This window comes from Bacteroides sp. HPS0048 (assembly GCF_964240755.1).
In the GTDB taxonomy this organism is placed as follows: domain Bacteria; phylum Bacteroidota; class Bacteroidia; order Bacteroidales; family Bacteroidaceae; genus Bacteroides; species Bacteroides nordii.
In genome coordinates, this window is sequence record NZ_CAXSVC010000016.1 from 42,916 (window position 1) to 68,026 (window position 25,111).

A 25,111-nucleotide genomic window follows, 5' to 3' on the forward strand; every position below is an offset into this window, starting at 1 on the left:
TCTTTTTTAGTGTTCATGACTATGTGCCGGTATCGCATTACTTGCCGAAGCCAGTTTCACCTGGTAGGCACCGTTGACAACAACAGGATCGCCCGCTTTGACACCTGTCAGTATCTGTACGCTTTGCCCATTATCTGCACCCAGCGTCACTTCCTGCTTTTTATAGCCTTCTTCATCCAGTTGCAAATAGACAAAGAATAATCCTTGCTCCTCTGTCAGTGCAGTGCGAGGGAGCGAGATAACATTTTCCATCGGGGTTGACAGTAGATATACCTCTACAAACGAACCGGGAATAATATCTCCTTTGTTGTCAAACTCAAATGTTACCGGAACATAGAATGAATTATCTCCGGCAGACTTGCCAAACGAAAGGAGGCGTCCGCTTAATTCTTTCAGTGCATACACCTTATTATCATACGGCGTTTTGAAGTTAGCCGAACCAATAGTGCGCAGATATGGGTAGTATTTTTCTGAAACTTCTGCGCGAAGGAAAAGACGACGGTTTTGTGTTACGCTGACCAACGGTTGTCCGATGCTAACATAATCTCCCTCTTTGACTAAGATATTTTTCACATATCCGCCGATAGGAGAAGATATGGCTTGTCCGCCTTTGGTATTTCCTTTGGCGAGTGCTTCGTAGCTGATACGGGCATTCTCGTAATTTTGTTCGGCTTGTGCGAAATCTTTGTCGGATACGATTTTGTTTTTAACCAACGCTTTCATACGTTCGTATTCTTTCTTTGAGATTTCATAGGCAATACGGGCACGTTGCACCGGGTCACCATCTGCTATATTACTGGATGAGATGGTTAGCAGGGTACTGCCTTTCCCTACACTCATGCCCTCGGTAACTTTACCATGAAAGCTGACAACACCGGCTACCGTAGCTACGGCTACGCTTTCGTCTCCCTGTGCGGCAAGCACTTGTCCGCTGGTTTTTATCACTTGTTCAAAAGTTCCCGGTTCGATGGTACTCACCTTCACGCCGGCAGCTTCTGCCTTAGCTTTGGGAAGAATAATTTCATCGCTATGTTCGCTTTCGGAAGCTTCGCTACCGTGATTATGCCCTTCGCACTCTTTGGTGGCACTGTGTCCTTCATTTTCGTGGTCGTGTCCTTCGTGGTCATGGTCATGAGCCTCGGTACCATGATTGTGTTCTTCGGGATTATTCCCCGGTTTGCTGTTGCAGGAGCCCAGAATAAACAATCCCAGAACTCCCATAAAGATAAGTTTCTTCATGATTATATAATATACATTCTTAATGATTTCGTTTTTGTAAATTCATCACAATTCACCCTGCAAAAGTAGAAGTTCGCGGGCGCAACTGTCTTGCAAACAATGTAATAGCTACATTGTTCAGTTAGATGAATGTAGAGGGAGGGGCACGAAGTCCGAAGGCACGAGTGATATTCGTGCCGTGTAAAGACTCTCGGTAGACATATTCATTAGTGAATTGTTTTTCCTGAGGTCGGAGTAGATTTTCAATTATAAAGTCGGTGAATAAGATAGCAACAAACATGTGTTGTGGTCCCAATTCTACCTGCGCACTGGGTGCAGGAGATGAAAAACGCGCCAGACATTCGTCACTGCAGCAGGAGTCATTTTCCCGGTGATGATTGTGTACAGGGCATTGTTCTTCGGGTGTTACATCATGTTTCATGCAGATCATCCCATTGGCATGGTGATGATGGGGAACAAGGGGTACTGCCAGCATAATGATGCTGATGACAAATAGAATATAGAATATGTACCTTTTGTTCTTCAAATTTAAATCTTTAATCGGTTGGCAAAGATAGGATTTACCTTATCGAATAGCAAATTATAGTACTTAAAATATTAAAAAGATAATTTGGAGGGATTTCACCACAGAGGCTCACAGAGTTCCACAGAGTATTATTATTCAATAAAACGCAGATTAACGCGGATTTGCACAAAGAAAGACGAGATAGAATAACAGTCTTTTAATTTGCGCAAATTCGCGTTAATCCGCGTTTCAAAATATACCCATCGCTTGGCGTACTTCCCCGTGCGGGAAGCACTTATTTTTTTTCTAATTCTTGCAGAGAGTCCATCTTTTTCTTTTCAAGGAATTCGTAGATGCCGCATAAGTGCTCTTTTACTTTCTTGTTGCCGAATTCGTATACTTTTGTTACCAGTCCATCCAGGAAGTCACGGTCATGCGAAACTACAATCAACGTACCGTCAAAATCAATCAGAGCCTGTTTCAGGATATCTTTTGTTTTGAGGTCAAGATGATTGGTCGGCTCATCCAGAATCAGCAGGTTTACCGGTTCGAGCAATAGCTTAATCATAGCTAAACGTGTACGCTCGCCTCCTGATAGTACTTTCACCTTCTTCATTGATTCTTCCGGTCCGCCAAACATGAAAGCTCCTAACAGATCGCGTATCTTATTACGGATTTCTCCTTTAGCCACATCGTCGATGGTCTGGAATACGGTTAGGTTCTCGTCTAACAGTGAGGCCTGGTTTTGTGCGAAGTATCCTATCTGTACGTTGTGTCCCAGAGTCAATGTACCCTCATGTTCGATTTCTTTCATGATACATTTCACTAATGTGGATTTACCTTCACCGTTTTTTCCGACAAATGCTACCTTGTCTCCGCGTTCTATAGTGAGTGAAGCATTTTTGAATACTGTATGTTTGCCATAGGTTTTACCTACATTGTCCATAATTACCGGATAACTACCCGAGCGGGGAGAAGGTGGAAATTTCAGGCGTAAAGCCGATGTATCTTCTTCGTCCACTTCCAGCAATACCAGTTTCTCGAGCATCTTCACACGGCTTTGTACTTGCAGGGTTTTGGAGTATGTTCCTTTGAACCGTTCTATGAATTCAGTGGTTTCGGCAATGAATTTCTGTTGTTCGTCATACTGTTTTTGCTGCTGCACACGACGTTCTGCGCGTAATTGCAGATATTGGGAATAGTTAACTTTATAGTCATAGATGCGTCCCATCGTCACCTCGATGGTACGGGTGGTGATGTTATCGACGAATTTACGGTCATGGCTGATTACGATTACCGCTTTACCATTGTTGATGAGGAAATCTTCCAGCCATTGTATAGACTCAATATCCAGGTGGTTGGTCGGCTCGTCCAGTAGCAATACGTCCGGCTTTTTCAGTAACAGTTTTGCCAGTTCGATGCGCATACGCCAGCCACCGCTGAAGTCACTTGTCTGCCGATGGAAGTCCTCACGCACGAAACCGAGTCCTAATAATGCTTTTTCTACATCCTCTTCGTAGTTGGTTGCATCAATCGAATAGAACTTTTCACTCAGTGACGAAACCTTTTCAATCAGTTCCATATAACTGTCACTTTCGTAATCAGTGCGGGTCTCCAGCTCTTTATTTAATTGTTCTATTTCGGCCTCCATCTCATGCAAGTGAGCGAATGCCTGTGCTGTTTCCTCAAATACGGTACGTCCGTCTTCGGTCATTAAATGCTGTGGAAGATAAGCAATAACACACTCTTTGGGAGCTGAAATATTCCCTCGGGTCGGTTGGCGGACTCCTGCCAATATTTTAAGCAGTGTGCTTTTACCTGCTCCGTTTTTACCCATCAGGGCAATACGGTCTTTTTCGTTAATTACAAAAGAAATATCACTAAATAAGGTGGTTCCGCCGAATTCTACGGCAACTCCGTCTACTGAAATCATATATGTTCGTTAAAATGAGGTGCAAAGATAATGCAAACCGGGAGCAGAATAAAATGAACGAGTTCATTTTTTATGCCAAGGTGCAGCTTATCTTCGCTTTTTTGGCAAAGATAATCATTTATATTATTTTTTTTTATAACTTGCGCGCTGAATGCGTATGATATAATTACGATATACTAATATGTACACGCGAATATAACAATCATTATAATGGAAAATGAATCAACAACAGACTTCCGTCCGCTAATACTGGTGGCAGAAGACGATGACAGTAATTTCAAATTGATAAAGGCTATCATAGGAAAAAAATGTGATATCCTGTGGGCTAAGAACGGAGAGGAAATAGTGAAGTTGTTCAATGAGAATCGTGGCAAAGCTGCAGCGATACTTATGGATATTAAAATGCCGATAATGACTGGTTTGGATGCCACAGTGATTATTCGTAAAGAGGATCAGAAAATACCTATCATAATGCAGACTGCATATGCATTCAGTTCCGATAAAGAAAATGCAATGAAATGTGGAGCAACAGAGGTATTGGTGAAACCCATTACATTGAGTATTTTGAGGAATTGCCTGACGAGTTATTTCCCGGATTTGAAGTGGTAACTGAAATGACTTGCCTTATAGGCAGCTGAATTTTATAACTTGCATTATAAATATGAGCTACAGGTAGAATGGTATGCATTCACTTGTAGCTCATGTTTTATAAGATTGTACACTTATGCATGACAATATTGTACACTTTGGTATAACAAGAATGTACTCTCTTGTTATGTAAAAATGTACATTCTTATAAGCCTTGATTATTAGAGAGTTATGGACGTATTCTTTTCACTGAATAACTCATTCGTTCAAGCAGGGAAGTGTATCAATTGTTTTTATTTTCAATAGTTTCAGGTTTTCACAAGCCTGATCGTAATATCCTGAATATTCCAGTGATTTAGTGTCGTGTGCATCTACTCCAATAATGGCTGTGCAACCCTCGTTAACAGCAATATGCCAAAACTCCGGGTGTGGATAGGTCAGAGTGCCAAAAGCCTGGTTGTGGTCCATCATTCCTATATTATATTCCAAAGGGATATTAAGCCGGGCAGCTGTGCGGCAAATGTGCCGGCTAATTAATTTACAGTGGGAATCAAATTCCGGATAAGAACGCATGAAAAGATCAGGGTGGGCCAAGTAAGCAAACAGACCACTTTCCATTCCTTCGATTGCACTCTCTTCGTAGAGTTCGAGCATGTCTGGTGTGGTAGTGTTACGTCCGAAGTAGGGAAATTTTTCGTCTGTGTGGAAATGATGATTGCCAAAGATGATAAAATCGAGCTTGTATTCTTTTATCAGTTCTTTCAGCCAATGTATGTATTCAGGAAAATATTCGCATTCCAATCCTAAATGTATCTTTATCCGGTCTTTATATTTTTCTTGTAGGCTTCGGATACTCTCTACATATTCAGGGAATTCTTCAGGAGTCATCCGGATATCTGATACATAGTCCGTATGATACTTCCACGGACTATGGTCTGAGAACCCTACTATCTGATAACCTCCTTTGATGGCACTTAAAACAAATTCTTCGTCACTCCCTGTCGCATGGTGGCAGCGGGTAGTATGGGTGTGGTAATTAGTTTTCATTTTGTTATAATTTCATCCATGCAGATGTCAAACGGCTCTGCAGGTACCTCTTCAAGCAATTGAAAGGGAAAACATATTCCAAGTTTTGTGGCTGTAACGTGGGGGAGGAGTTTGTCGTAATAACCCTTACCTCTTCCTAACCGATGTCCGGTCTGGTCAAAAGCAACACCGGGAATTACTGCCAGTTCAATGGAATCATAGTCGGTGAACAATTTTCCGGTAGGTTCGGCAATACCATAAGAACCAATAATCAGGTCCTGGGGGCTTGTATAAAGTCGTAGTTCCAGATAATCTCCAACGACGACAGGTAATATAATCCTTTTTCTTTCACTCCACTTCTCTATGAAGGAATGGGTCTGGACTTCATCCTTCAAGGAGTGGTAGAGTAGTATGGTGTTTGCTGCCTGGAAAACCGGATGACTTTCCAGGTTAGCTAAAATATCAGCAGAGAGTGCCTTCAGCGTAGAGTCGCAATACCGGGTTTTCTCTTGCGCTATCAGCTTGCGCAGTTCTTTTTTTCTTTCCTTCATCGTTTTTCTTGATTTCCGGTTCTTCAACTATTTCCGGTGCTTTGGGAAAAGCTTCGCCTTTTTCCAGCAAATCCAATCCTTTCTTTACAGTCGGATCTGTCAGGTTGGAATATTTGATATAAGCTTCTTTTCCCAACATATTGTAAATGATGTTTCCGAAGATATTCTTTTCCAGTAGTTTATATGACTTCTGAATAAGTATATTTCTTCTCTTAACGCCTTTTGTTTCGGCATAACGAACGAATTGTTCAACAAGTCCTTGCTGACGCAGGTAGTTTACGAGTGATTCTTCAGTATCGTATTTGCTCAGTTTCTCGCGGTTGTTGTCTGTATACTGGAATGTAAAGAGGATAGTTAACCCCTTGTTTAGTACAGTAGACAAGTAGGAGGTGACACCGGTAGTATCTTGTGGCACAAATACGTCTGGCATAATACCGCCACCACCGTATACAGGGCGTCCTAACCCGGTTGAGTAGCGCTGTGATTCGTCCAGTTTTATACTGTCACGTGAGAAAAACTCTCCGTGTGTATAACGGTTGTACAAATCCATTTCATAATTGCGGTCTTTTCCATTTTCGTATGGGCGCTGTATACAACGTCCTGACGGGGTGTAGTAACGGGCAATTGTTAGACGAATAGCAGAACCATCGCTGAAATCGATAGGTTGCTGTACCAGTCCTTTACCGAATGAACGACGTCCTACGATGGTTCCACGGTCGTTATCCTGAATAGCACCCGAGAAAATTTCGCTGGCAGAAGCCGATCCTTCATCCACAAGAACAACCAATGGGAGATTCTGGCAACTTCCTGTTCCGTTAGCAACTTCATCCAGACGTTTGTATTTACGTCCCTGTGCATAAACAATCAATTTTCCTTGCGGCAGAAACTCATTTACCATTCGTGTGGCAGCATCCATATATCCTCCGGTGTTTCCACGAAGATCTATGATAAGTCCTTTGCAATTCTTATGATTCAGTTGTGCGAGAGCATTTAATAATTCTACGTGCGACGTGCGTCCGAATTTACTGATTTGGATATATCCAAAATCATCGTTCAGCATGTATGCGGCATCTATTGTGTTCTGCGGGATATCGCCACGGGTAATCGTGAAATTGATCAGGTCTTTTTCGGTTGCACGCTTAATGCCTAATTTAACCTGACTGCCTTTCGGTCCTTTCAGTTTACGCATGGCCCGTTCGTTGGTAACTTCTTTTCCAACAAAGAGGCTATCATCTACGGTTACAATACGGTCACCTGCCATTAGTCCTACTTTTTCGGAAGGTCCGCCGGGAATAACGGCATTTACATGTATGGTATCGTATTGTATTGTAAACTGGATACCTATTCCACTAAAACTTCCTTCCAATTCAGAGTTTACTTCTTCCAGATTTTGTGCTGGAATGTAGGTTGAATGCGGATCAAGTTCAGCCAGAATCTGAGGCATTGCTTTTTCTACAAGGTCTGTCATGTTCACCGTATCTACATATTGGTCATCAACAATACGGAGTAAAGCATTCAACTTATTGGATGATCCGTTGATAATGCCTAAGCGATTGCCTGCAAAATGTTTGGCGTAGAACGTTCCGATGAGGATTCCGATTACTACGCTGATAGCAATGATGACAGGGGTAAAACGGGAAGAGTTTTTTGTACTCATGCTTTTTTATTAGTTATTAGTTAGTAGTTGCAAGCTACGGGGAGCTATGCTATAACTGTGGTTTGCTGTTTTTTCTTTTTTTGTTGCTGTTACTCGTGGTCGGTTGTCACAAATATGACTTCTATTCCGGCCCGTTTGAGTAATTCAATTCCATCTTCCAGACGATAATGCTCGGAGTAAACCACTCGTTTGATACCTGCCTGAATGATGAGTTTAGCACATTCAATACAAGGAGAGGCCGTGACGTACATGGTAGCACCATCACTGCTGTTGTTAGAACGTGCTATTTTGGTTATGGCGTTTGCTTCAGCATGAAGCACATAGGGCTTTGTGACATTGTTTTCATCTTCACAGACATTCTCGAAGCCGGAAGGCGTTCCGTTATATCCGTCGGAAATGATCATTTTGTCCTTGACAATCAATGCTCCTACTTTACGCCGTTGGCAATACGAATTTTCAGCCCAGATGCTGGCCATACGTATATAACGTTTATCTAATTCTGATTGTTTATCCATTATCGTATGTGTTTTATCTTTCGGGTGCAAATGTAATGCACAGAGTTTCTGTATTATATTCAAAATAGAGGTACAAATTGTATTCATCTCCTTCATAGGAGGTTGCTTTGGTTATTGCTTCGATGATGAACTGCCCCAATTTGTCATTCGAATCGGTTACCCTTTTATCTTTTACAGTTGTTCGGAAAGTTTGTTTTTCGCCATTTGCTTCCCATGTACCGTTCATAACCACAGAACCGGAACCGTTGAAATCACCATTGATTCTGTTTTCACTTGTACTGCCTGTGAAAGTTATCCGGAATGCCCTTGTTCCGGTGGTTGGATCATAAGACAAATAGTTCTTTTCGTCTACTCCCGGAAAAGTATACCATCTATGTTCACCCTTTTTGGTGATATAGGTCATCTTCCATGTTTTCCCTGTGAATATCTTTTGCACATCATCCGTATCATTGCATCCGCTTAAAGCCGGAATCAGCATGATTGCAAACAATATTCCGATATATTTCAATATTTGTTTCTTCATCTTGGTTTCTAATCTTCAGTTTTTTTATTTCCAGTGTTTTCTTTAATGCCATTTCTGATGAGCAATGCGTCAATTGTAGGCTCTTGTCCACGGAAGCGTTTATAGAGTATCATTGGATGTTCCGTTCCACCTTTTGACAGAATATTGTTGCGGAATGATTCGGCAACTTCCCTGTTAAATATACCTTTCTGTTTAAACAACGAGAAAGCATCCGCATCCAATACCTCCGCCCATTTATAACTGTAATATCCGGCAGAGTATCCTCCGGCAAAGATGTGTGAGAACTGTGTACTCATACAGGCATCTTTCACAACCGGTAATATTTGTGCTTTGGCCCATGATTGTTGTTCGTACTCTTTCACATCTCCTTCAAAAGGAGTATTACGGGTATACCATGCCATATCCAACAAACCGAAACTAACCTGACGCAGACAAGCATAGGCAGCATTGAAATTGGAGGCATCTACCAACCGTTTTATCAGTTCTTCGGGTAACTTTTCGTCCGTCTGATAGTGTTGGGCAAACGTATTGAGGAACTCTTTTTCGATAGCAAAGTTTTCCATAATTTGTGAAGGTAATTCTACAAAGTCCCAATAAACACTGGTGCCGCTGAGGCTCTCGTAAGTAGAATTTGCAAACATGCCATGCAGGCTGTGCCCGAATTCGTGGAGAAATGTTTCCACTTCGTCAAAAGTCAGTAAGGCGGGTTTGTTTCCTGTTGGTTTTGTAAAGTTCATCACGATAGACACATGCGGCCGGCTGTTTTCTCCTGTCTTATCGTCTATCCATTGGCCTTTATATTCGGTCATCCATGCACCTGCACGTTTTCCTGTACGTGGGTGGAAGTCTGTATAAAGTATAGCGAGCGTTTTATTGTCTTTGTCAAGTACCTCATAGGCATCCACATCCTTGTGATAAACCGGAATATCGGCATTTTTTTTGAAGGTAATTCCATACAGGCGGGTTGCCAGGCCAAATACTCCTTCTTTTACTTTTTCCAGTTCAAAATAAGGACGCAACATTTCTTCATTGATATTGAACTTCTTATCCTTTAGTTTATTAGAATAGTAGCTCCAATCCCAAGGCATAACGGTGAACTCTGCACCTTGTTCCTGGCGTGCCAGCTCCTGTACTTCCTGGTATTCTTTCTTTGCAGTAGGAGTATACGCCTCTAAAAGTTGGTTGAGCAGGTTGTAAACCGCATCGCTGTCTTCTGCCATCCGCTTTTTCAAAGTGTATTGGGCAAAGTTTTCATATCCCAGCAATTGTGCGATAGCCATTCGGGTATTAACGAGCTTCTTTACAATATCGATATTGTTGTACTCATTGTTGTGGGTACATTTGGTATTATAAGCCATATAAAGCTCATGGCGCAGATCACGATTGTCGGCGTAAGTCATGAAAGGGATGTAACTTGGTGCCTGTAGAGTGAATACCCAGCCTTCTACACCTTTTTCTTTGGCTGTTTCAGCTGCTGCTTCTATGGCACTTTCCGGGAGTCCGGCAAGTTGTGCTTTGTCTGTAAGCACAAGCTGATAATTATTTATCTCTTTCAGGTTGTTTTCGCTGAACTGCAATGTAAGGCTACTCAATTCTTTTGTTAATTGACGGTATTGCTTTTTGGCTTCTCCTTGCAGATTGGCTCCCCGGCGGATAAAACCGTCATATATGTTTTCGAGTAACTTGGTTTGTTCCGGAGTTAGGTTTAATTGCTCTTTTTGGTTATAGACAGCTTTTACACGTTTAAATAATTCTTCATTCAGACTGATATTGTTACTGTGTTCACTAAGAAGTGGCATCATCTCCTGCGCCAGTATTTGCAGATCATCGTTCGTCTCTGCACTGCGTAGATTACCGAATACAGTTGTTACACGATCCAATAGTTCGCCTGACTTTTCGTATGCCAGTATTGTATTGGCAAAAGTCGGTACTTCCGGGTTATTAACGATAGCATCTATCTCAGCTGCCTGCTGACGGATTCCTTCACGGATGGCAGGCTCGTAATGTTCTGTTTTTATTTTATCGAATGGGACAGTTCCATACGGTGTAGTATACTTTTCAAAAAAAGGGTTTTGGGCGTTCATCATATTAATAATAATGCAAAGTAAAATCAATATTACGTTTAGTCTCTTCATATAAGCCGGATTATGAATGATTTGGTTTATACTTATGAGTTACAAAATTACTAAAATAGTGGATACTTACAGTAGGAATGATCTGCTTTTTAACAAAGTATTAGTGAATAAGGATTATTTCGCAGATTAATATAATTTTGTTAATTAATAGAGGGCGTTTTAGTTTTTTCTGAATGATTTCACCACAGAGTAACACAGAGTTCCACAGAGTTTAAATCTTTATTGAAACACAGATTAACGCAGATTTTCGTAAAGGGAAACAAATGTATGATAAAGAACTACAGCCTTTTAATCTGCGTTTCATCAGATAAATACTACTCTGTGGAACTCTGTGTTACTCTGTGGTGAGTTTTGCTCATTTCGGATCAAAAATGAATATATAAAAAAAAGCTGCTTCGGAAACCGAAACAGCTTTACTTGAATCATATTGTGAATGATTATTTCTTAGCGATAACGCGAGCCATTTCACAAACTTTGTTTGAATAACCCCACTCGTTGTCATACCAAGATACAACTTTAGCGAAGTTAGAATCCAAAGAGATACCAGCTTTAGAATCGAAGATTGAAGTCATAGCGCAACCACGGAAGTCAGTTGAAACAACTGCATCGTCAGTATAGCCAAGGATACCCTTCAATTCGCCTTCAGAAGCTTCTTTCATAGCAGCGTTGATATCTTCTACTGTAGCAGGTTTTTCCAGAACTACTGTCAGGTCAACTACAGAAACGTCAGAAGTCGGAACGCGGAATGCCATACCAGTCAGTTTACCGTTCAATACCGGTAATACTTTACCTACAGCTTTAGCAGCACCTGTTGAAGAAGGGATGATGTTTTCAAGGATACCACGACCACCTCTCCAGTCTTTCTTAGAAGGACCGTCTACTGTTTTCTGAGTAGCAGTAGCAGCGTGAACTGTAGTCATCAAACCTTTAACGATACCGAACTTGTCGTTCAATACTTTAGCGATAGGAGCCAAGCAGTTAGTAGTACAAGAAGCGTTAGAGATAATGTCCTGACCTGCATAAGTATCGTGGTTAACACCATATACGAACATAGGAGTAGCATCCTTAGAAGGAGCAGACATGATTACTTTCTTAGCACCAGCCTGGATATGTTTGCGAGCTGTTTCGTCAGTCAGGAAGAAACCTGTTGATTCAACAACAACGTCAGCGTCAACTTCGTTCCATTTCAAGTTAGCAGGATCCATCTCTGCAGTCAAACGGATTTTGTTACCGTTTACAATCAAAGCACCGTTTTCTACAGCTACAGTACCATCAAAACGACCGTGTACTGAGTCATACTTCAACATGTATGCCAAATAATCAGCATCCAACAAGTCATTGATACCTACGATTTGAATATCGTTACCAAAGTTCTTAACTGCAGCACGGAACACCATACGTCCGATACGGCCGAAACCGTTAATACCTACTTTAATCATTTTGTTTAAACTTTTAAGGGTTTTATAATATTTGTTCAAATATATTTCTGAACTTGCATTTCTTTTCTAAATGCGGTGCAAAAGTAAGAAAATGTTTTTATATTCGCACATGAAATTAATATTAAATATAAAAAAAGATGGGAAAGAGTACTTTTTTACAGGACTTTAAGGCTTTCGCCATGAAGGGAAATGTGATTGATATGGCCGTCGGTGTTATCATCGGTGGAGCGTTTGGTAAAATAGTGTCATCAGTGGTGGCTGATGTCATAATGCCTCCCCTCGGATTATTGGTTGGTGGGGTAAATTTTACAGATTTGAAGTGGGTGATGAAGCCTGCCGAAATGGTAGATGGAAAAGAAATTGCTGCTGTGACGTTGAATTATGGAAACTTCCTGCAGGCTACTTTTGATTTTCTGATAATTGCTTTTTCTATATTCTTATTTATACGGTTATTGACCAAACTGACCACAAAGAAGGAAGCAGCTGCTCCTGCAACGCCTCCTGCACCGCCGGCTCCTACAAAAGAAGAGGTGTTACTGACTGAAATACGTGACTTGCTGAAGGAGCAAAAAGGAAAATAAATAGACTATTGTTCAAGTAGGTTGCATAGTTTTTTATACTTTTGCAGATCATTTATTCAAAATCCAACCATTTATATGCAGGAAAAAATAATAATCCTTGATTTCGGATCGCAGACTACACAGCTTATTGGCCGTCGTGTACGCGAGCTGGATACGTATTGTGAAATTGTTCCTTATAACAAGTTCCCCAAAGGAGATGAAAGTGTAAAAGGTGTTATCCTTTCCGGAAGCCCTTTCTCAGTATATGACGAAAATGCATTCAAGGTAGACCTGAGCGAGATAAGGGGTAAATATCCTATTTTGGGCATTTGCTATGGTGCACAGTTTATGGCTTATACGAATGGCGGAAAAGTAGAACCGGCAGGTACGCGTGAGTACGGTCGTGCCCACCTGGCTTCTTTCTGCAAAGACAACGTGTTGTTCAAAGGAGTGAAAGAGGGTACTCAGGTATGGATGAGCCATGGAGATACCATTACGGCTATTCCTTCCAACTTCAAGAAAATAGCTTCTACTGATAAAGTAGAAATAGCTGCTTATCAGATTGAGGGAGAACAGGTATGGGGTGTACAATTTCATCCGGAAGTATTTCATAGTGAAGATGGAACACAGATGCTGAAGAACTTTGTAGTAGATGTTTGTGGTTGTAAGCAAGATTGGTCTCCGGCTTCGTTTATTGAAAGTACAGTAGCCGAACTGAAAGCTCAGTTGGGTGATGATAAGGTAGTGCTTGGCTTAAGTGGTGGTGTTGATTCGTCAGTAGCTGCCGTATTATTGAATAGAGCGATCGGTAAGAACCTTACTTGTATCTTCGTAGATCACGGCATGCTTCGTAAGAATGAATTTAAAAACGTAATGCACGATTATGAATGCCTTGGTCTTAATGTGATTGGTGTGGACGCCAGTGCTAAGTTCTTTGCAGAATTGGAGGGCGTAACTGAACCGGAGGGTAAACGGAAGATCATAGGTAAAGGCTTTATCGATGTATTTGATGAAGAAGCACATAAGATTAAAGATGTGAAATGGCTGGCACAGGGTACAATCTATCCGGACTGCATCGAATCATTGTCTATCACAGGTACAGTTATCAAGAGCCATCACAATGTAGGTGGATTGCCTGAAAAAATGCACTTAAAGCTCTGTGAACCGCTTCGTCTTTTGTTTAAGGATGAAGTTCGTCGTGTAGGTCGCGAATTGGGTATGCCTGAGCATTTGATTACGCGCCATCCATTCCCCGGACCTGGATTGGCTGTGCGTATTTTAGGTGATATAACTCCGGAAAAAGTATCTATCTTGCAGGATGCCGATGATATCTTTATTCAAGGATTAAGAGATTGGGGATTGTATGATCAGGTATGGCAGGCAGGTGTTATCTTGCTTCCGGTTCAGTCTGTAGGTGTAATGGGAGATGAACGTACTTATGAAAGAGCTGTTGCACTGCGTGCTGTGACATCTACCGATGCAATGACGGCTGATTGGGCACATTTGCCTTATGAGTTCTTAGGAAAAGTTTCTAATGATATAATTAATAAGGTGAAGGGTGTGAATCGTGTAACTTATGATATCAGTTCCAAACCACCGGCAACTATAGAATGGGAGTGATGAAAATAATTTCTCCGTGCTAAAAAAGTGGCCTCAACTTTTAAAGGTTGAGGCCACTTTTTTAGCCGTTATTTTCTTTTTTCATTCCATTCCGCCAATAATGCAGCATCCGGAATGATAATTTCTTTTCTATGCAGTTCCAATAACTTCTGTTCCTGCAAGGAATTCAGAACTCTGGATACATTTAATCGTGTATCATCTACACAGCGGGCAAAATCATCCATTTTTATTTTCATGATTTTCTCTCCCTGCATCCTTTCCGCATGGACTAGTATGAAATGAATAATCTTATCTTCTATATCCGTATATGCTTCATCCCACAAACGGCCGTAGAGATTTTGAGCCCGGTTGCTGATGAAATTCATGTAGTTGAGACGGAATATTTCATATTTGAGCAGACCGGAAAGAACAAATGCTTTGCTGATGCTTATGGTGTGTGACTCCGTATGAGCTATGTAAGATGAAGCGTAGTTTACGTTCATACCAAACAAGGCATAAGGTTCAATCACATAAGGTGCTTCCATGTGCTCGATAAAAGTAAATAAATCATCTTTGGAGGTGGTTTGCAAAGAAAGTTCTCCTTTCAGTAGGAAAATCAACTGATTGCAAGGAGTACCGCTTTTTACAATCACTTCTCCGGCTTTATGCCTGGTGAAATGCAATTTTACCTTCTCCAGTATATTTGTGAAATCTTCGTGGCAAAGTCCTTGAAATAAAGGCAATTGCAACAAAGTGTTAAACATCGTTTCCATACAAGTATAATCTTCTAATTTGAAACAAATGTAGTTATAATCAGAGCTTACTGTGATCATTTCGCTTCTCTTTTTGTTTTTTTTATTATTTCTTAATTGAACGTACTGATTCAAGAAAAAAAATATTGTAAAATGCATAAAAATAGATTATCTTTGCAGAAAAAAAGGAGGAGCGATGTTTACAGAATTTAATTTTCAACAGATGATTAGTGCGTTTATCGTACTGTTTGCTGTAATTGATATTATTGGTTCTATTCCTATCATTATCAATCTGAAAGAAAAAGGAAAAGATGTAAATGCGATGAAAGCTACTGTCATTTCTTTTGCTTTGCTGATAGGCTTTTTCTATGCCGGTGATATGATGTTAAAGCTCTTTCATGTAGATATTGAGTCGTTTGCCGTAGCCGGTGCTTTTGTTATTTTTCTGATGTCTCTCGAGATGATTCTCGATGTAGAAATTTTCAAGAATCAGGGCCCTATTAAGGAGGCTACTCTTGTTCCGCTTGTCTTTCCTCTTTTAGCAGGTGCCGGAGCTTTCACTACCCTTTTGTCGTTGCGTGCCGAATATGCCAGTATTAATATAATCATTGCGTTGGTACTGAATATGATTTGGGTTTATTTTGTGGTGAGTATGACGGGACGTGTAGAACGTTTTTTGGGTAAGGGTGGTATCTATATCATCCGCAAATTCTTTGGAATTATTCTGTTGGCTATCTCAGTGAAATTGTTTATGAGCAATATTACATTGATGGTAGAGGCATTACAGAAACACTTGCCATAAAAAAGAATCTTTAAAGATAGAGTCTCGTTTTAAAGGAACAGAAATTTTATCTGAGAATCTGAATATCGTATTAGTAGAATGTATGCTTTTGTTTCGCGAAACAGGAGCATACATTTTTATTATAAACTTCTATCTTGTTTAGAGGTTACAATTGACAATTGATTACTTCATTGAATGTCTTCGTATAATCTGTATTCAGCATTGCTTTATATTCATTGCAGAATGTGTCGAATGTTGTTTTGGCCAAACTGGTTCTGCCATTTTTATACAATGCCTGGCATTTGAGAATTAAAGCATACTCATCTGTTTTGTCGTGTGCAAACATGCTGTTGGCTATCTGAATTAATAATTCGTTGTTTCCCTTTATATATTCCTGTTTAGATAGGCTTATTGCTGTATCTAATACAGAATTGGCATAATTGGACTTGAAAGAATCCAACCAGTCTGTTTGAACATATGGCAATAATTGCCCCGATAGTAGGTTTAGAGGCAAATCATTGATATTTGTTGCTGTGATCGGTTCGTTATTTTTCACTTTGTCTATACAATTGCATACTTCTATATAGTCGCAATAAGTTTGGGTAAACTTAACAGACCAATAGGTACTTTCTTTCACAAGTTCGGCACCATCCAGCTTTTCCAGTAAGAGTTTTAATTTCCGGATATTCACCCGTCGGTTATTTTGGGCGCTTTCATCCATTTTATCAAACCAAAGCAGTTCCCGCAGAGTGACATTCGAAATTCCTTTCTTATTATTTACGCTGTATAATATGATAAGAATCAGCAGTTGTTTCAAAATGGGAGTGAATGATTTAGTAATATCTATCCCATTCTTATCCCATACCTGGAATCCATCCAGAAAAAGAATGGATGACTTTCTGTGGACAGTTGGTTTAGGTTTATAATTCTCTTCTTCCGAAGTTGTTTCGTGGAGGCGGTCCGTATTTGTAGTGACCGGAGAGTTAGGATTAAAGTTTCTTTTTCTTCTTCTTCGATAACAGAAGTATATACAGCCTATGCCTGCAATAATGCAGACTCCGACACTAATGAAAAAAACGATCGTTGCAGAATGTGCTTTACGTCCTGTGGCCGTTTGCAGGGTATCTTCTATTTTTAAAGGCGGGTAAGCCAATGAGTATACGTTAATATTTGATTTATTGTTGTGGTTATAATTGGTTACCGCATAAAGTTGCGACTGCAAAGAGTCGTAGTAGAGTGTACAGAATGAATTTACATCGTTAAAGGTGAAAGGGATAGTATCTGCATAGTTCGTACAGTTGTTTCCACTATCCAGATCGAAAGACTTTAGCAGGATATAACTGTTTGAACAGTCATTCGGAAAACATAAAGCGTACAGCTTATTATTTTTTTCATCTGCAACGATATTATTACCGATAACGAAATTCTTTGTATCGTTGGGGATAGTCCACAATTTCTTTGTTTTGAATGTGTTGATGTCTATCGCATAGAGATCGTAATAATTGATGATTCCTAACTCTTGTTTTCCCTGTGGGTTACCACATCCTCCGAACACCAGTATCGTGTCTCTGTTTTTGTAACCTGATCCGCTCAGATAACGTGGAGGTATTTCTTCGCTGTACGATACCGATTTCCAATTATCCTGCGTCCGGCTCTTTTTAAGTATCTGGTTCTTATATTGATAATTACCGTATCCGCCAAAAATATATAAGCACGAATCATTGGGAGATACAAAAGCATTGTGTTGAGAATATTCCGGGTTTTTTATTTCACGGTCATCCCTTGTCCATGTGTTGTCCTTGAAATTGAAAATAGAAATCCATTTTAGGGTGTCAAAATCATATGACCATAACTCATTATAATATGGATGATAAATGAGTTGGTTGTTTATTTCCGTATATGGAGCTCCGTGGGCAGAATAAACCGTATCTAATGTATCATCGGTGGTCGAATAAACGAGAACAGATGAACTATTGGCAAAATAGATATTGCCTTTTGAAGGAGCATGACAGATTTGTGTATATATCGGTAATTCCAACGTTTTTTCTTTTACCCATTTGGTATGTTTGTTTATCTCCCATGTGGGGTTGGTTACTGTTGCCGGAATATGATGCAGACTGTCCGAACAGGAATATGGCTGATGTTCTTTTAGCGGCCAGTATGCAATTGTTTTATTTTTACCGTCTGTAATTTTTATATTACGTATAGACATCGGAGGGACATCCGAAGAGTGAAATTTATTATGGTCGGAATATCCGAAATAGAATTTCACGTTTTTGATATTTATAGGTTTATACCGGTCTTGCAACATTTGATTATCGAAAACAAGCCGTAGACTGTCCGGATAGATTGAACATCGGATATGTACCCATTTATTCCATGTGTATTGCTTTAGTAGTTCTTCGTCGAAAGCCAGATAGATGTTGTCACCTTCTATTAGATTCAGTGTTTTTTTCCCCGGTGTGATATTAGCTATTAAGTCAAAACTTTTTTCATTATCAACTATGATTCTGAATACATACCCGTAATTATGTTCTTCTGATCTGAACTTAATGTCGAAGTCTAATGTGAAGCCTTTTGATGCATCAAACTCAGGAGACAGGATAAGTGATGTTCTCTCTTCTTTAATGGCACTATGGGCAGCAAAATATAATCCGGATGAAATATTTTGTGATTTAAATAGTATCGGGTTTAATATAAAGAGTAGAAAAAGGATCGTTTTTTGCATAATACTCACGGTTGTTTCTATGCAAAGGTAATATGGTTTATGAGATTTGCAAAAAAAAGATTTATATTTTTGTATGACCTTTCATGGGATTATGAGAATTAATAAAATGTTAATGCTCAGGTACTCCTTGTTTGGGTCTGAGGGGGATCTGTTAATGAATTATTAATATTATTGTTAACGGTTAGGGGCTATTTTTGCTACTTGTTAATTAAAAAAGGAAATATGAAAAATGTTGTTACAGTATTGGGGGTGATGCTATTATTAGTGGCATGTAGTAATAAAGAAGAGTTTAGCGGCAATCCTATTGTTGAGGGATGGTATGCTGATCCGGAAGGAGTCGTGTTTGATAATGAGTATTGGATATATCCTACTTTGTCCGATCTTCCTCCCGGAGCCGATAGTGTAGATTTTGTCGGCTTGCAAAAAGAAACGCGGGCCATCCATCAGGTTTATAATATCCAGACTTATATGGATGCTTTTTCATCCAAAGATATGGTACATTGGACTAAACACCCCAAAGTATTGTCTATTGAAAATATAAAATGGTTGGAATTTGCTTTATGGGCGCCTTCGGTTGTTCAGGCGAATGGTAAATATTATCTGTTTTTCGGAGGCAATGATATACAGAATGACGAACAGTATGGAGGGATTGGCGTAGCCATAGCCGATCATCCGGCCGGTCCTTTTAAAGATGCCTTAGGCAAACCTTTGATTGATAAAATTGTGAATGGTGCCCAGCCGATCGATCAGTTTGTATTTAAGGATGACGACGGTAGTTATTATATGTATTATGGTGGTTGGCACCATTGCAATATGGTAAAGTTGAGTCCGGACTTATTGAGTCTTGTTCCTTTTGATGATGGTTCGTATTATAAATCTGTCACTCCTGAGAATTATGTGGAAGGACCCTTTATGCTGAAACGGGATAATAAATATTATTTTATGTGGTCGGAGGGTAGTTGGGGTGGCTCAGATTACAGTGTAGCCTATGCCATTGCAGATTCTCCATTTGGTCCTTTCAATCGTATCGGAAAAATATTGCAGCAAGATGAGACAGTGGGTACAGGAGCGGGACATCATTCGGTAATTCAAATTCCCGGAAAAGATGAATGGTATATTGTTTATCATCGCCATCCGTTGGGTGATGCAGCTCCGAATCATAGAGAGGTTTGTATAGACCGGATGTATTTTGATGAGAATGGGTTTATAAAACCGGTGAAAATGACTTTTAAAGGTGTTGGTGTGAATAGATTGCCGGATTAAGCGCGAAGCGATAGAATATCATTGTTATTAGGGAGTGTTTATTTTGATAGGAGTGTATTTTCCTTACAAAATAAACACTCTCTATTTGGGATATTTATACCTGCTGTCATATCTTATGACTCTTTGATTGGTTTCTCTACGATGAACGCCTCGTTTCTCTACGGAGATCGGGGCGTTTGTCGTAGAGAAACGACCCGTTCCTCGTAGAGGAAAATATGCGGTTCTTAATTGTTTGTTAATCAAATCTTTATGTAGGTTGTTGTTTGTCCTCTATTTTCAATTATTAAAGCCTGCGATTCTGTTTCTTTTCTGGGATTTTTATTGCTGAATTACTTACATATATGTCTGAGCTGAGGATGACTTTGATTCTCCATTACTAAATCGTTGAAGATAAGACATGAGCTAAACTCACCACAGAGTAACACTGAGTTCCACAGAGATATTATTTTCTCTGATGAAACGCGGATTAACACAGATTAAAAGACTGTAGTTCTTTATTATACATTTGTTTCTCTTTGCGAAAATCTGCGTTTCAATAAAGATTTAAAAACTCTGTGGGACTCAGTGTTACTCTGTGGTGAAATCGTTCGTACTTGAACTTTTATCCCTATCTCTCGCTGTATCTCCTCCTTATGGAAAGCGGTTAATGTCTTGTTAATGTTTTCAATTCGAAAATGTGCTCTAAAGGCATTTGTAGCCTCGATTATTAATGTTCTGTTAATGGTTTCGTTAATTGCATCGACCTATTTTTGCATCAAACAAAAAATAAAAACGATACCATGAAAAAAGTTCCTTTAATTGTGCTCTTATCTGTTTTACTTATATCGTGCAGAAGTAAAGAGGTGGTTACTGATTCTGCTTCTTTTTCTCCGGTTGATTATGTGAATCCGTTGGTTGGCACATTATCCAAATTTACATTATCTACAGGTAATACCTATCCGGCTATTGCATTGCCTTGGGGAATGAACTTCTGGACACCACAAACGGGAGATATGGGATACGGATGGACCTATTGCTATACTGATGATAAGATAAAAGGATTTAAGCAAACGCATCAGCCCAGTCCGTGGATTAATGATTACGGTCAGTTTTCTTTGATGCCGGTGACCGGGGCTAAAAAGTTTCTTCAAAACGAGCGGGGAAGTTGGTTCTCTCATAAGGCTGAAACGGCAAGACCTTATTATTATAGTGTCTATCTGGCCGATCACGATGTGAAAACAGAGATAACCCCGACAGAACGTTCGGCTTACTTTATGTTCACTTTTCCGGAAAGCGAAGGTTCATATATTGTAGTAGATGCATTTGATAACGGCTCTTTCATTCAGATAGATGAGGAACACAATACGATAACCGGCTATACAACGAAAAATAGCGGAGGAGTACCGGATAATTTCAGAAATTATTTCGTGATGAAATTTGATAAACCTTTCGTCACGGCAGAAGTGTGGAGTGGAGATAAAATTATAGAAGGTAAAAAAGAGGTAAAGGATAACCATGTCGGAGCTGTATTAGGATTCAAGACAAGTAAAGGTGAAAAGATTGGGGTAAAGGTGAGTTCTTCTTTTATTAATGAAGAGCAGGCCTGGTTGAATTTAGAGGAAATAGGTAGTAAAGATTTTAATGAGGTAAAAGGTGCAGCCCGGGAGGCTTGGAATGATGTAATGAACAAAGTAAGAGTGGAAGGTGGTACGGATGAACAACTTCGTACTTTCTACTCTTGCTTATATCGTTCCTTGTTGTTTCCACGTAAGTTTTATGAGATAGATAAATCTGGAAATATTGTCCATTACAGTCCTTACAATGGTGAAGTGAAGAGTGGATATATGTATACTGATACCGGCTTTTGGGATACGTTCCGTGCTTTGTTTCCATTCTTGAATCTGATGTATCCTTCTGTCAACAAAGAAATTCAGGAAGGGTTGGCGAATACTTATAAAGAAAGTGGATTTTTACCCGAATGGGCCAGCCCGGGACACCGTCACTGTATGGTGGGTAATAATTCAGCCTCTGTTGTGGCAGATGCTTATTTGAAAGGATGTCAGGCAGAAGAGATCAGCCTGTTGTATGAAGCCGTTCTGCACGGAGCAAACAATGTACATCCTCAGGTCCCCTCAACTGGAAGATTAGGATATGAATATTACAACCGATTGGGTTATGTGCCTTATAATGTAGGTATTAATGAAAATGTTGCCCGTACTTTGGAATATGCTTATGATGACTGGTGTATCATGAAACTGGCGCAGAAACTAAATCGTCCACAGGACGAAATAGACCTTTATCGGGAAAGAAGTAAAAACTACCGGTTCGTTTTTGATAAAGATAGTAAACTGATGCGTGGAAAGAATGAAGACGGGACGTTCCAGTCTCCTTTCAGCCCGTATAAATGGGGAGACGCCTTTACCGAAGGCAACAGTTGGCATTATACCTGGAGTGTATTCCATGATGTACAGGGACTTATCGATCTGATGGGAGGAAAGGAAAGTTTTGTGTCTATGCTGGATTCTGTTTTTGTGGTTCCTCCTGTCTATGACGATAGCTACTATGGACAGTGTATTCATGAAATAAAGGAAATGCAGATTATGAATATGGGTAATTATGCGCATGGCAACCAACCGATTCAGCATATGATTTATCTCTATAATTACGCCGGACAACCCTGGAAAGCGCAATATTGGTTAAGGGAAGTAATGGATAAACTGTATACCCCTTACCCGGATGGATATTGTGGAGATGAAGACAACGGCCAGACTTCTGCCTGGTATATATTTTCTGCTTTAGGTTTTTATCCGGTATGCCCGGGCTCTGGAGAGTATGTAATGGGAGCCCCTCTCTTTAAAAAAGCGATTCTTACACTGGAAAATGGAAAACAGGTTATTTTGAATGCTCCCGACAACACAAATAGAAATAGATATATACATTCCTTAAAAATGAATGGCAAGGAATACAACCATAATTGGTTGAAACATGAGGAATTGATGAACGGTGCTGTTCTTGATTTCGAGATGAGGCATGCACCAAATACACAACGGGGAGTGAATGATGAAGATTTCCCTTATTCTTTAACTAACGAAAATAAATAAGAGCATAAATGAATTTACAGAAATTTTTATTATTAAGCTCTCTCATGTGCGCTTTCGGGTGTACTGGTGCAGACAAGCTGGAAGTTATAAATCCGGTGGCTTATGTAGACCCTTATATCGGAACCGGGGGACATGGGCATACATTCCTGGGAGTTACCGCCCCTTTCGGAGCAGTACAGGTCGGTCCTAATAATATCAATAAAGGATGGGACTGGTGTTCGGGATACCATTATTCCGATTCCATCGTAATAGGTTTTTCACATCTTCATCTCAATGGGACAGGTTGTAGTGACACCGGGGATATTCTGTTTATGCCATACATCGGTAAAGTACGTACACAACCGGGAACGCAGCAAAATCCTTTGTCTGGTTATGCCTCCTGTTATTCGAAAGACAACGAACGGGCTCTACCCGCTTATTACGAAGTTTTTTTGAAAACTCATCGTACGAAGGTAGAACTTACCGCATCGGATCGGGTAGCTTTCCATCGATATACTTTCCCAAAAGACGTAGAAAAATATGTAATGATCAACCTGAAAGATGCAAACGGAGACGATCGTCCTACCGATACTTATCTGGAACAGATAAATGATACAGTCATCAGAGGACACCGGCATTCTACAGGATGGTCGAAGAAACAACAGATTTATTTTACAGCGGTTTTTTCTCAACCTGTGCATTTGACTTTGTATCATGATTCTGTGCAAGTAGTGGGAAATAGTCTTCAGGGGTTGGATGTGAAAGGGAATGTTACTGTTGCCTCTGTGGTAGAGGAATTAGGTGTGAAAGTAGGTATTTCTCCGGTGAGTATGGAAAATGCAATGGATAATATTGAGCAGGAGATAAAAGATTGGAATTTTGAGAAGATTGTTGATGAAACAACCAATAAATGGAATACAGAATTATCAAAGTTACAGATAGAGACTACTGATACAGTGGCAAAACGTATCTTCTATACGGCCTTGTACCATGCCTTTATGCAGCCAATCATGTTTAATGACTGTAACAAGGAGTATCGTGGAACTGATAAGAATATATATGGTGATCCGGGTTTTACCAATTATACAGTATTCTCTTTATGGGACACTTATCGTGCTGCTCATCCTTTGTATACATTAGTACAACCGGAACGTGTTCCCGACTTTGTCAATTCGATGCTTGCTATTTACGAGCAACAAGGGCGTTTGCCGGTATGGCATTTGTATGGCTCGGATACGAATGAGATGATCGGTATCCAGTCCGTTCCGGTGATCGCTGATGCTATATTGAAAAATGTCAAAGGGTTTAATTATGAGCGTGCTTATCAGGCAATGAAAGCATCTATGATGTCCGATTATAAAGGGTTGTCGTATGTCACGAATCTTGAATATATTCCGGCGGACAAAGAGAATGAGTCGGTTGCTAAAGGTCTGGAATATGCTATTGCCGATTGGGGAGTGGCACAAGTAGCCCGGAAGTTGGGTAAAGCGGAAGATTATGAGTATTTCTCTAAACGTGCTTTAGCTTATCGGAATTATTGGGATAAAGATACGCATTTCTTCAGAGGAAAAAATCAGGACGGTTCATGGCTAACTCCGTTTAACCCTGTACACTCCACTCATCGAAATGATGCTTATTGTGAAGGAAATGGCTGGCAATATATCTGGTTGGTACCTCATGACATCGAAGGACTGATATCCTTGTTTGGAGGTAAAGAAGCATTTGTTTCAAAGTTAGACAGTCTGTTTCTGGTAAATGAGGATTTGGGTGATGAGGCTTCTCCGGATATTTCCGGTTTGATCGGGCAGTATGCGCACGGTAATGAACCGGGGCATCACACAGTATATTTGTATTCCTTTGTTGATCAGCAATGGAAGACAGCGGAAAAGGTAGATTATATCCTATCGCACATGTACAGTGATTTGCCGGATGGGCTGCAGGGTAATGAAGATTGCGGACAGATGTCTTCCTGGTATGTATTTTCTGCATTAGGTTTTTATCCGGTTAATCCGTCTGACGGTATGTACGTTTTCGGAAGACCTATATTTGATAAGGTAGTGTTAAAACTACCGGGAGATAAGTTTTTTGAGATACGTACAAACAATAATTCTGCGAAGAATAAGTATATACAGTCTATAGAACTGAACGGACAATCTTATAATAAACTTTATATCTCTCATGCGGATATTATGGCTGGTGGTACATTAGTTTTTACAATGGGAAATCGGCCGAATAAACAGTTTGGAAAGTAGGTATTT

At 40.0% G+C, this 25,111-nt stretch carries 19 protein-coding genes; 7 read left to right on the top strand and 12 right to left on the bottom strand.

The annotated features are described in order from the left end of the window. Positions 1-6: 6 nt before the first annotated feature. From ACESQI_RS13655 to ACESQI_RS13665, 3 genes are all read right to left on the bottom strand, one after another. On the bottom strand, positions 7-1,239 hold the full coding sequence (locus tag ACESQI_RS13655; protein ID WP_044094898.1) for an efflux RND transporter periplasmic adaptor subunit: 1,233 nt from the start codon (positions 1,237-1,239) through the stop codon (positions 7-9). Between the two features lie 121 nt (positions 1,240-1,360). Next, positions 1,361-1,765, bottom strand: a complete 405-nt coding sequence (locus ACESQI_RS13660) for a DUF6769 family protein (protein ID WP_182416590.1) — start codon at positions 1,763-1,765, stop codon at positions 1,361-1,363. 274 nt (positions 1,766-2,039) lie between these two features. Next, a complete protein-coding gene (locus ACESQI_RS13665) occupies positions 2,040-3,677 on the bottom strand; it encodes an ABC-F family ATP-binding cassette domain-containing protein (protein ID WP_373126331.1) in 1,638 nt (545 codons plus the stop codon). A gap of 210 nt (positions 3,678-3,887) precedes the next feature. On the opposite strand from ACESQI_RS13665, the gene ACESQI_RS13670 reads away from it, so the two are divergent. Next, positions 3,888-4,286: a response regulator gene (locus tag ACESQI_RS13670; RefSeq protein ID WP_007484281.1), complete on the top strand. Its 399-nt coding sequence runs from the start codon at positions 3,888-3,890 to the stop codon at positions 4,284-4,286. A 237-nt stretch (positions 4,287-4,523) separates the two neighbouring features. Here the strand turns inward: ACESQI_RS13670 and ACESQI_RS13675 are convergent, their stop codons facing one another. The 7 genes from ACESQI_RS13675 to gap all read right to left on the bottom strand — a co-directional run bounded on the left by ACESQI_RS13675 (position 4,524) and on the right by gap (position 12,111). Next, a complete protein-coding gene (locus ACESQI_RS13675; RefSeq protein WP_278599288.1) occupies positions 4,524-5,312 on the bottom strand; it encodes a histidinol-phosphatase in 789 nt (262 codons plus the stop codon). Then, on the bottom strand, positions 5,309-5,842 hold the full coding sequence (locus ACESQI_RS13680; RefSeq protein ID WP_373126334.1) for a 5-formyltetrahydrofolate cyclo-ligase: 534 nt from the start codon (positions 5,840-5,842) through the stop codon (positions 5,309-5,311). Before ACESQI_RS13680 ends, ACESQI_RS13675 begins: the two co-directional genes overlap by 4 nt. Further along, positions 5,754-7,499: a S41 family peptidase gene (locus ACESQI_RS13685; protein ID WP_007484283.1), complete on the bottom strand. Its 1,746-nt coding sequence runs from the start codon at positions 7,497-7,499 to the stop codon at positions 5,754-5,756. The genes ACESQI_RS13680 and ACESQI_RS13685 overlap by 89 nt, the downstream gene beginning before the upstream one ends. Before the next feature lie 89 nt (positions 7,500-7,588). Continuing rightward, positions 7,589-8,014: a dCMP deaminase family protein gene (locus ACESQI_RS13690; protein WP_007484284.1), complete on the bottom strand. Its 426-nt coding sequence runs from the start codon at positions 8,012-8,014 to the stop codon at positions 7,589-7,591. A 13-nt stretch (positions 8,015-8,027) separates the two neighbouring features. After that, positions 8,028-8,537, bottom strand: a complete 510-nt coding sequence (locus ACESQI_RS13695) for a DUF4847 family protein (RefSeq protein ID WP_025866498.1) — start codon at positions 8,535-8,537, stop codon at positions 8,028-8,030. Between the two features lie 8 nt (positions 8,538-8,545). Beyond that, positions 8,546-10,672: a M3 family metallopeptidase gene (locus ACESQI_RS13700; protein ID WP_373126336.1), complete on the bottom strand. Its 2,127-nt coding sequence runs from the start codon at positions 10,670-10,672 to the stop codon at positions 8,546-8,548. A gap of 437 nt (positions 10,673-11,109) precedes the next feature. Further along, a complete protein-coding gene (gene gap, locus ACESQI_RS13705) occupies positions 11,110-12,111 on the bottom strand; it encodes a type I glyceraldehyde-3-phosphate dehydrogenase (protein ID WP_002559487.1) in 1,002 nt (333 codons plus the stop codon). A 137-nt stretch (positions 12,112-12,248) separates the two neighbouring features. Between gap and mscL the strand changes: the two genes are divergently transcribed. Both mscL and guaA read left to right on the top strand, forming a co-directional pair. Next, positions 12,249-12,692 (top strand): large-conductance mechanosensitive channel protein MscL, encoded by a 444-nt coding sequence (gene mscL, locus ACESQI_RS13710; RefSeq protein ID WP_196039915.1) that lies wholly within the window; start codon positions 12,249-12,251, stop codon positions 12,690-12,692. Between the two features lie 75 nt (positions 12,693-12,767). Beyond that, the gene (gene guaA / locus ACESQI_RS13715) at positions 12,768-14,291 is read left to right on the top strand and encodes a glutamine-hydrolyzing GMP synthase (protein WP_196039916.1); all 1,524 of its coding nucleotides are present in this window, start codon (positions 12,768-12,770) and stop codon (positions 14,289-14,291) included. Between the two features lie 68 nt (positions 14,292-14,359). Here guaA and ACESQI_RS13720 read toward each other — a convergent pair whose 3' ends face one another. Next, positions 14,360-15,043, bottom strand: a complete 684-nt coding sequence (locus ACESQI_RS13720) for a Crp/Fnr family transcriptional regulator (RefSeq protein ID WP_373126369.1) — start codon at positions 15,041-15,043, stop codon at positions 14,360-14,362. 175 nt (positions 15,044-15,218) lie between these two features. Between ACESQI_RS13720 and ACESQI_RS13725 the strand changes: the two genes are divergently transcribed. Further along, a complete protein-coding gene (locus ACESQI_RS13725; RefSeq protein WP_007484289.1) occupies positions 15,219-15,824 on the top strand; it encodes a MarC family protein in 606 nt (201 codons plus the stop codon). A 145-nt stretch (positions 15,825-15,969) separates the two neighbouring features. Here the strand turns inward: ACESQI_RS13725 and ACESQI_RS13730 are convergent, their stop codons facing one another. Continuing rightward, positions 15,970-18,531: a hypothetical protein gene (locus ACESQI_RS13730; RefSeq protein ID WP_373126339.1), complete on the bottom strand. Its 2,562-nt coding sequence runs from the start codon at positions 18,529-18,531 to the stop codon at positions 15,970-15,972. Positions 18,532-18,783: 252 nt separating this feature from the next. On the opposite strand from ACESQI_RS13730, the gene ACESQI_RS13735 reads away from it, so the two are divergent. The 3 genes from ACESQI_RS13735 (at position 18,784) to ACESQI_RS13745 (ending at position 25,105) form a co-directional block, all read left to right on the top strand. Next, positions 18,784-19,794 (top strand): glycoside hydrolase family 43 protein, encoded by a 1,011-nt coding sequence (locus ACESQI_RS13735; RefSeq protein ID WP_373126370.1) that lies wholly within the window; start codon positions 18,784-18,786, stop codon positions 19,792-19,794. Positions 19,795-20,573: 779 nt separating this feature from the next. Continuing rightward, on the top strand, positions 20,574-22,874 hold the full coding sequence (locus ACESQI_RS13740) for a GH92 family glycosyl hydrolase (RefSeq protein WP_373126341.1): 2,301 nt from the start codon (positions 20,574-20,576) through the stop codon (positions 22,872-22,874). Positions 22,875-22,882: 8 nt separating this feature from the next. After that, positions 22,883-25,105 carry a GH92 family glycosyl hydrolase gene (locus ACESQI_RS13745; RefSeq protein WP_373126343.1) on the top strand — a complete coding sequence of 741 codons (2,223 nt, stop codon included), beginning with the start codon at positions 22,883-22,885 and terminating at the stop codon, positions 25,103-25,105. The last annotated feature ends 6 nt before the right edge of the window (positions 25,106-25,111 follow it).

What these genes read in the sequence shown, in the direction of transcription:
- ACESQI_RS13745 (WP_373126343.1), top strand. Translation starts at nt 22,883, where the DNA reads ATGAATTTACAGAAATTTTTATTATTAAGCTCTCTCATGTGCGCTTTC.
- guaA (WP_196039916.1), top strand. Translation starts at nt 12,768, where the DNA reads ATGCAGGAAAAAATAATAATCCTTGATTTCGGATCGCAGACTACACAG.
- gap (WP_002559487.1), bottom strand. Translation starts at nt 12,111, where the DNA reads ATGATTAAAGTAGGTATTAACGGTTTCGGCCGTATCGGACGTATGGTG.
- ACESQI_RS13690 (WP_007484284.1), bottom strand. Translation starts at nt 8,014, where the DNA reads ATGGATAAACAATCAGAATTAGATAAACGTTATATACGTATGGCCAGC.
- ACESQI_RS13670 (WP_007484281.1), top strand. Translation starts at nt 3,888, where the DNA reads ATGGAAAATGAATCAACAACAGACTTCCGTCCGCTAATACTGGTGGCA.
- ACESQI_RS13720 (WP_373126369.1), bottom strand. Translation starts at nt 15,043, where the DNA reads ATGGAAACGATGTTTAACACTTTGTTGCAATTGCCTTTATTTCAAGGA.
- ACESQI_RS13675 (WP_278599288.1), bottom strand. Translation starts at nt 5,312, where the DNA reads ATGAAAACTAATTACCACACCCATACTACCCGCTGCCACCATGCGACA.
- ACESQI_RS13740 (WP_373126341.1), top strand. Translation starts at nt 20,574, where the DNA reads ATGAAAAAAGTTCCTTTAATTGTGCTCTTATCTGTTTTACTTATATCG.
- ACESQI_RS13665 (WP_373126331.1), bottom strand. Translation starts at nt 3,677, where the DNA reads ATGATTTCAGTAGACGGAGTTGCCGTAGAATTCGGCGGAACCACCTTA.
- ACESQI_RS13680 (WP_373126334.1), bottom strand. Translation starts at nt 5,842, where the DNA reads ATGAAGGAAAGAAAAAAAGAACTGCGCAAGCTGATAGCGCAAGAGAAA.
- ACESQI_RS13730 (WP_373126339.1), bottom strand. Translation starts at nt 18,531, where the DNA reads ATGCAAAAAACGATCCTTTTTCTACTCTTTATATTAAACCCGATACTA.
- ACESQI_RS13695 (WP_025866498.1), bottom strand. Translation starts at nt 8,537, where the DNA reads ATGAAGAAACAAATATTGAAATATATCGGAATATTGTTTGCAATCATG.
- mscL (WP_196039915.1), top strand. Translation starts at nt 12,249, where the DNA reads ATGGGAAAGAGTACTTTTTTACAGGACTTTAAGGCTTTCGCCATGAAG.
- ACESQI_RS13735 (WP_373126370.1), top strand. Translation starts at nt 18,784, where the DNA reads ATGCTATTATTAGTGGCATGTAGTAATAAAGAAGAGTTTAGCGGCAAT.
- ACESQI_RS13700 (WP_373126336.1), bottom strand. Translation starts at nt 10,672, where the DNA reads ATGAAGAGACTAAACGTAATATTGATTTTACTTTGCATTATTATTAAT.
- ACESQI_RS13655 (WP_044094898.1), bottom strand. Translation starts at nt 1,239, where the DNA reads ATGAAGAAACTTATCTTTATGGGAGTTCTGGGATTGTTTATTCTGGGC.
- ACESQI_RS13685 (WP_007484283.1), bottom strand. Translation starts at nt 7,499, where the DNA reads ATGAGTACAAAAAACTCTTCCCGTTTTACCCCTGTCATCATTGCTATC.
- ACESQI_RS13725 (WP_007484289.1), top strand. Translation starts at nt 15,219, where the DNA reads ATGTTTACAGAATTTAATTTTCAACAGATGATTAGTGCGTTTATCGTA.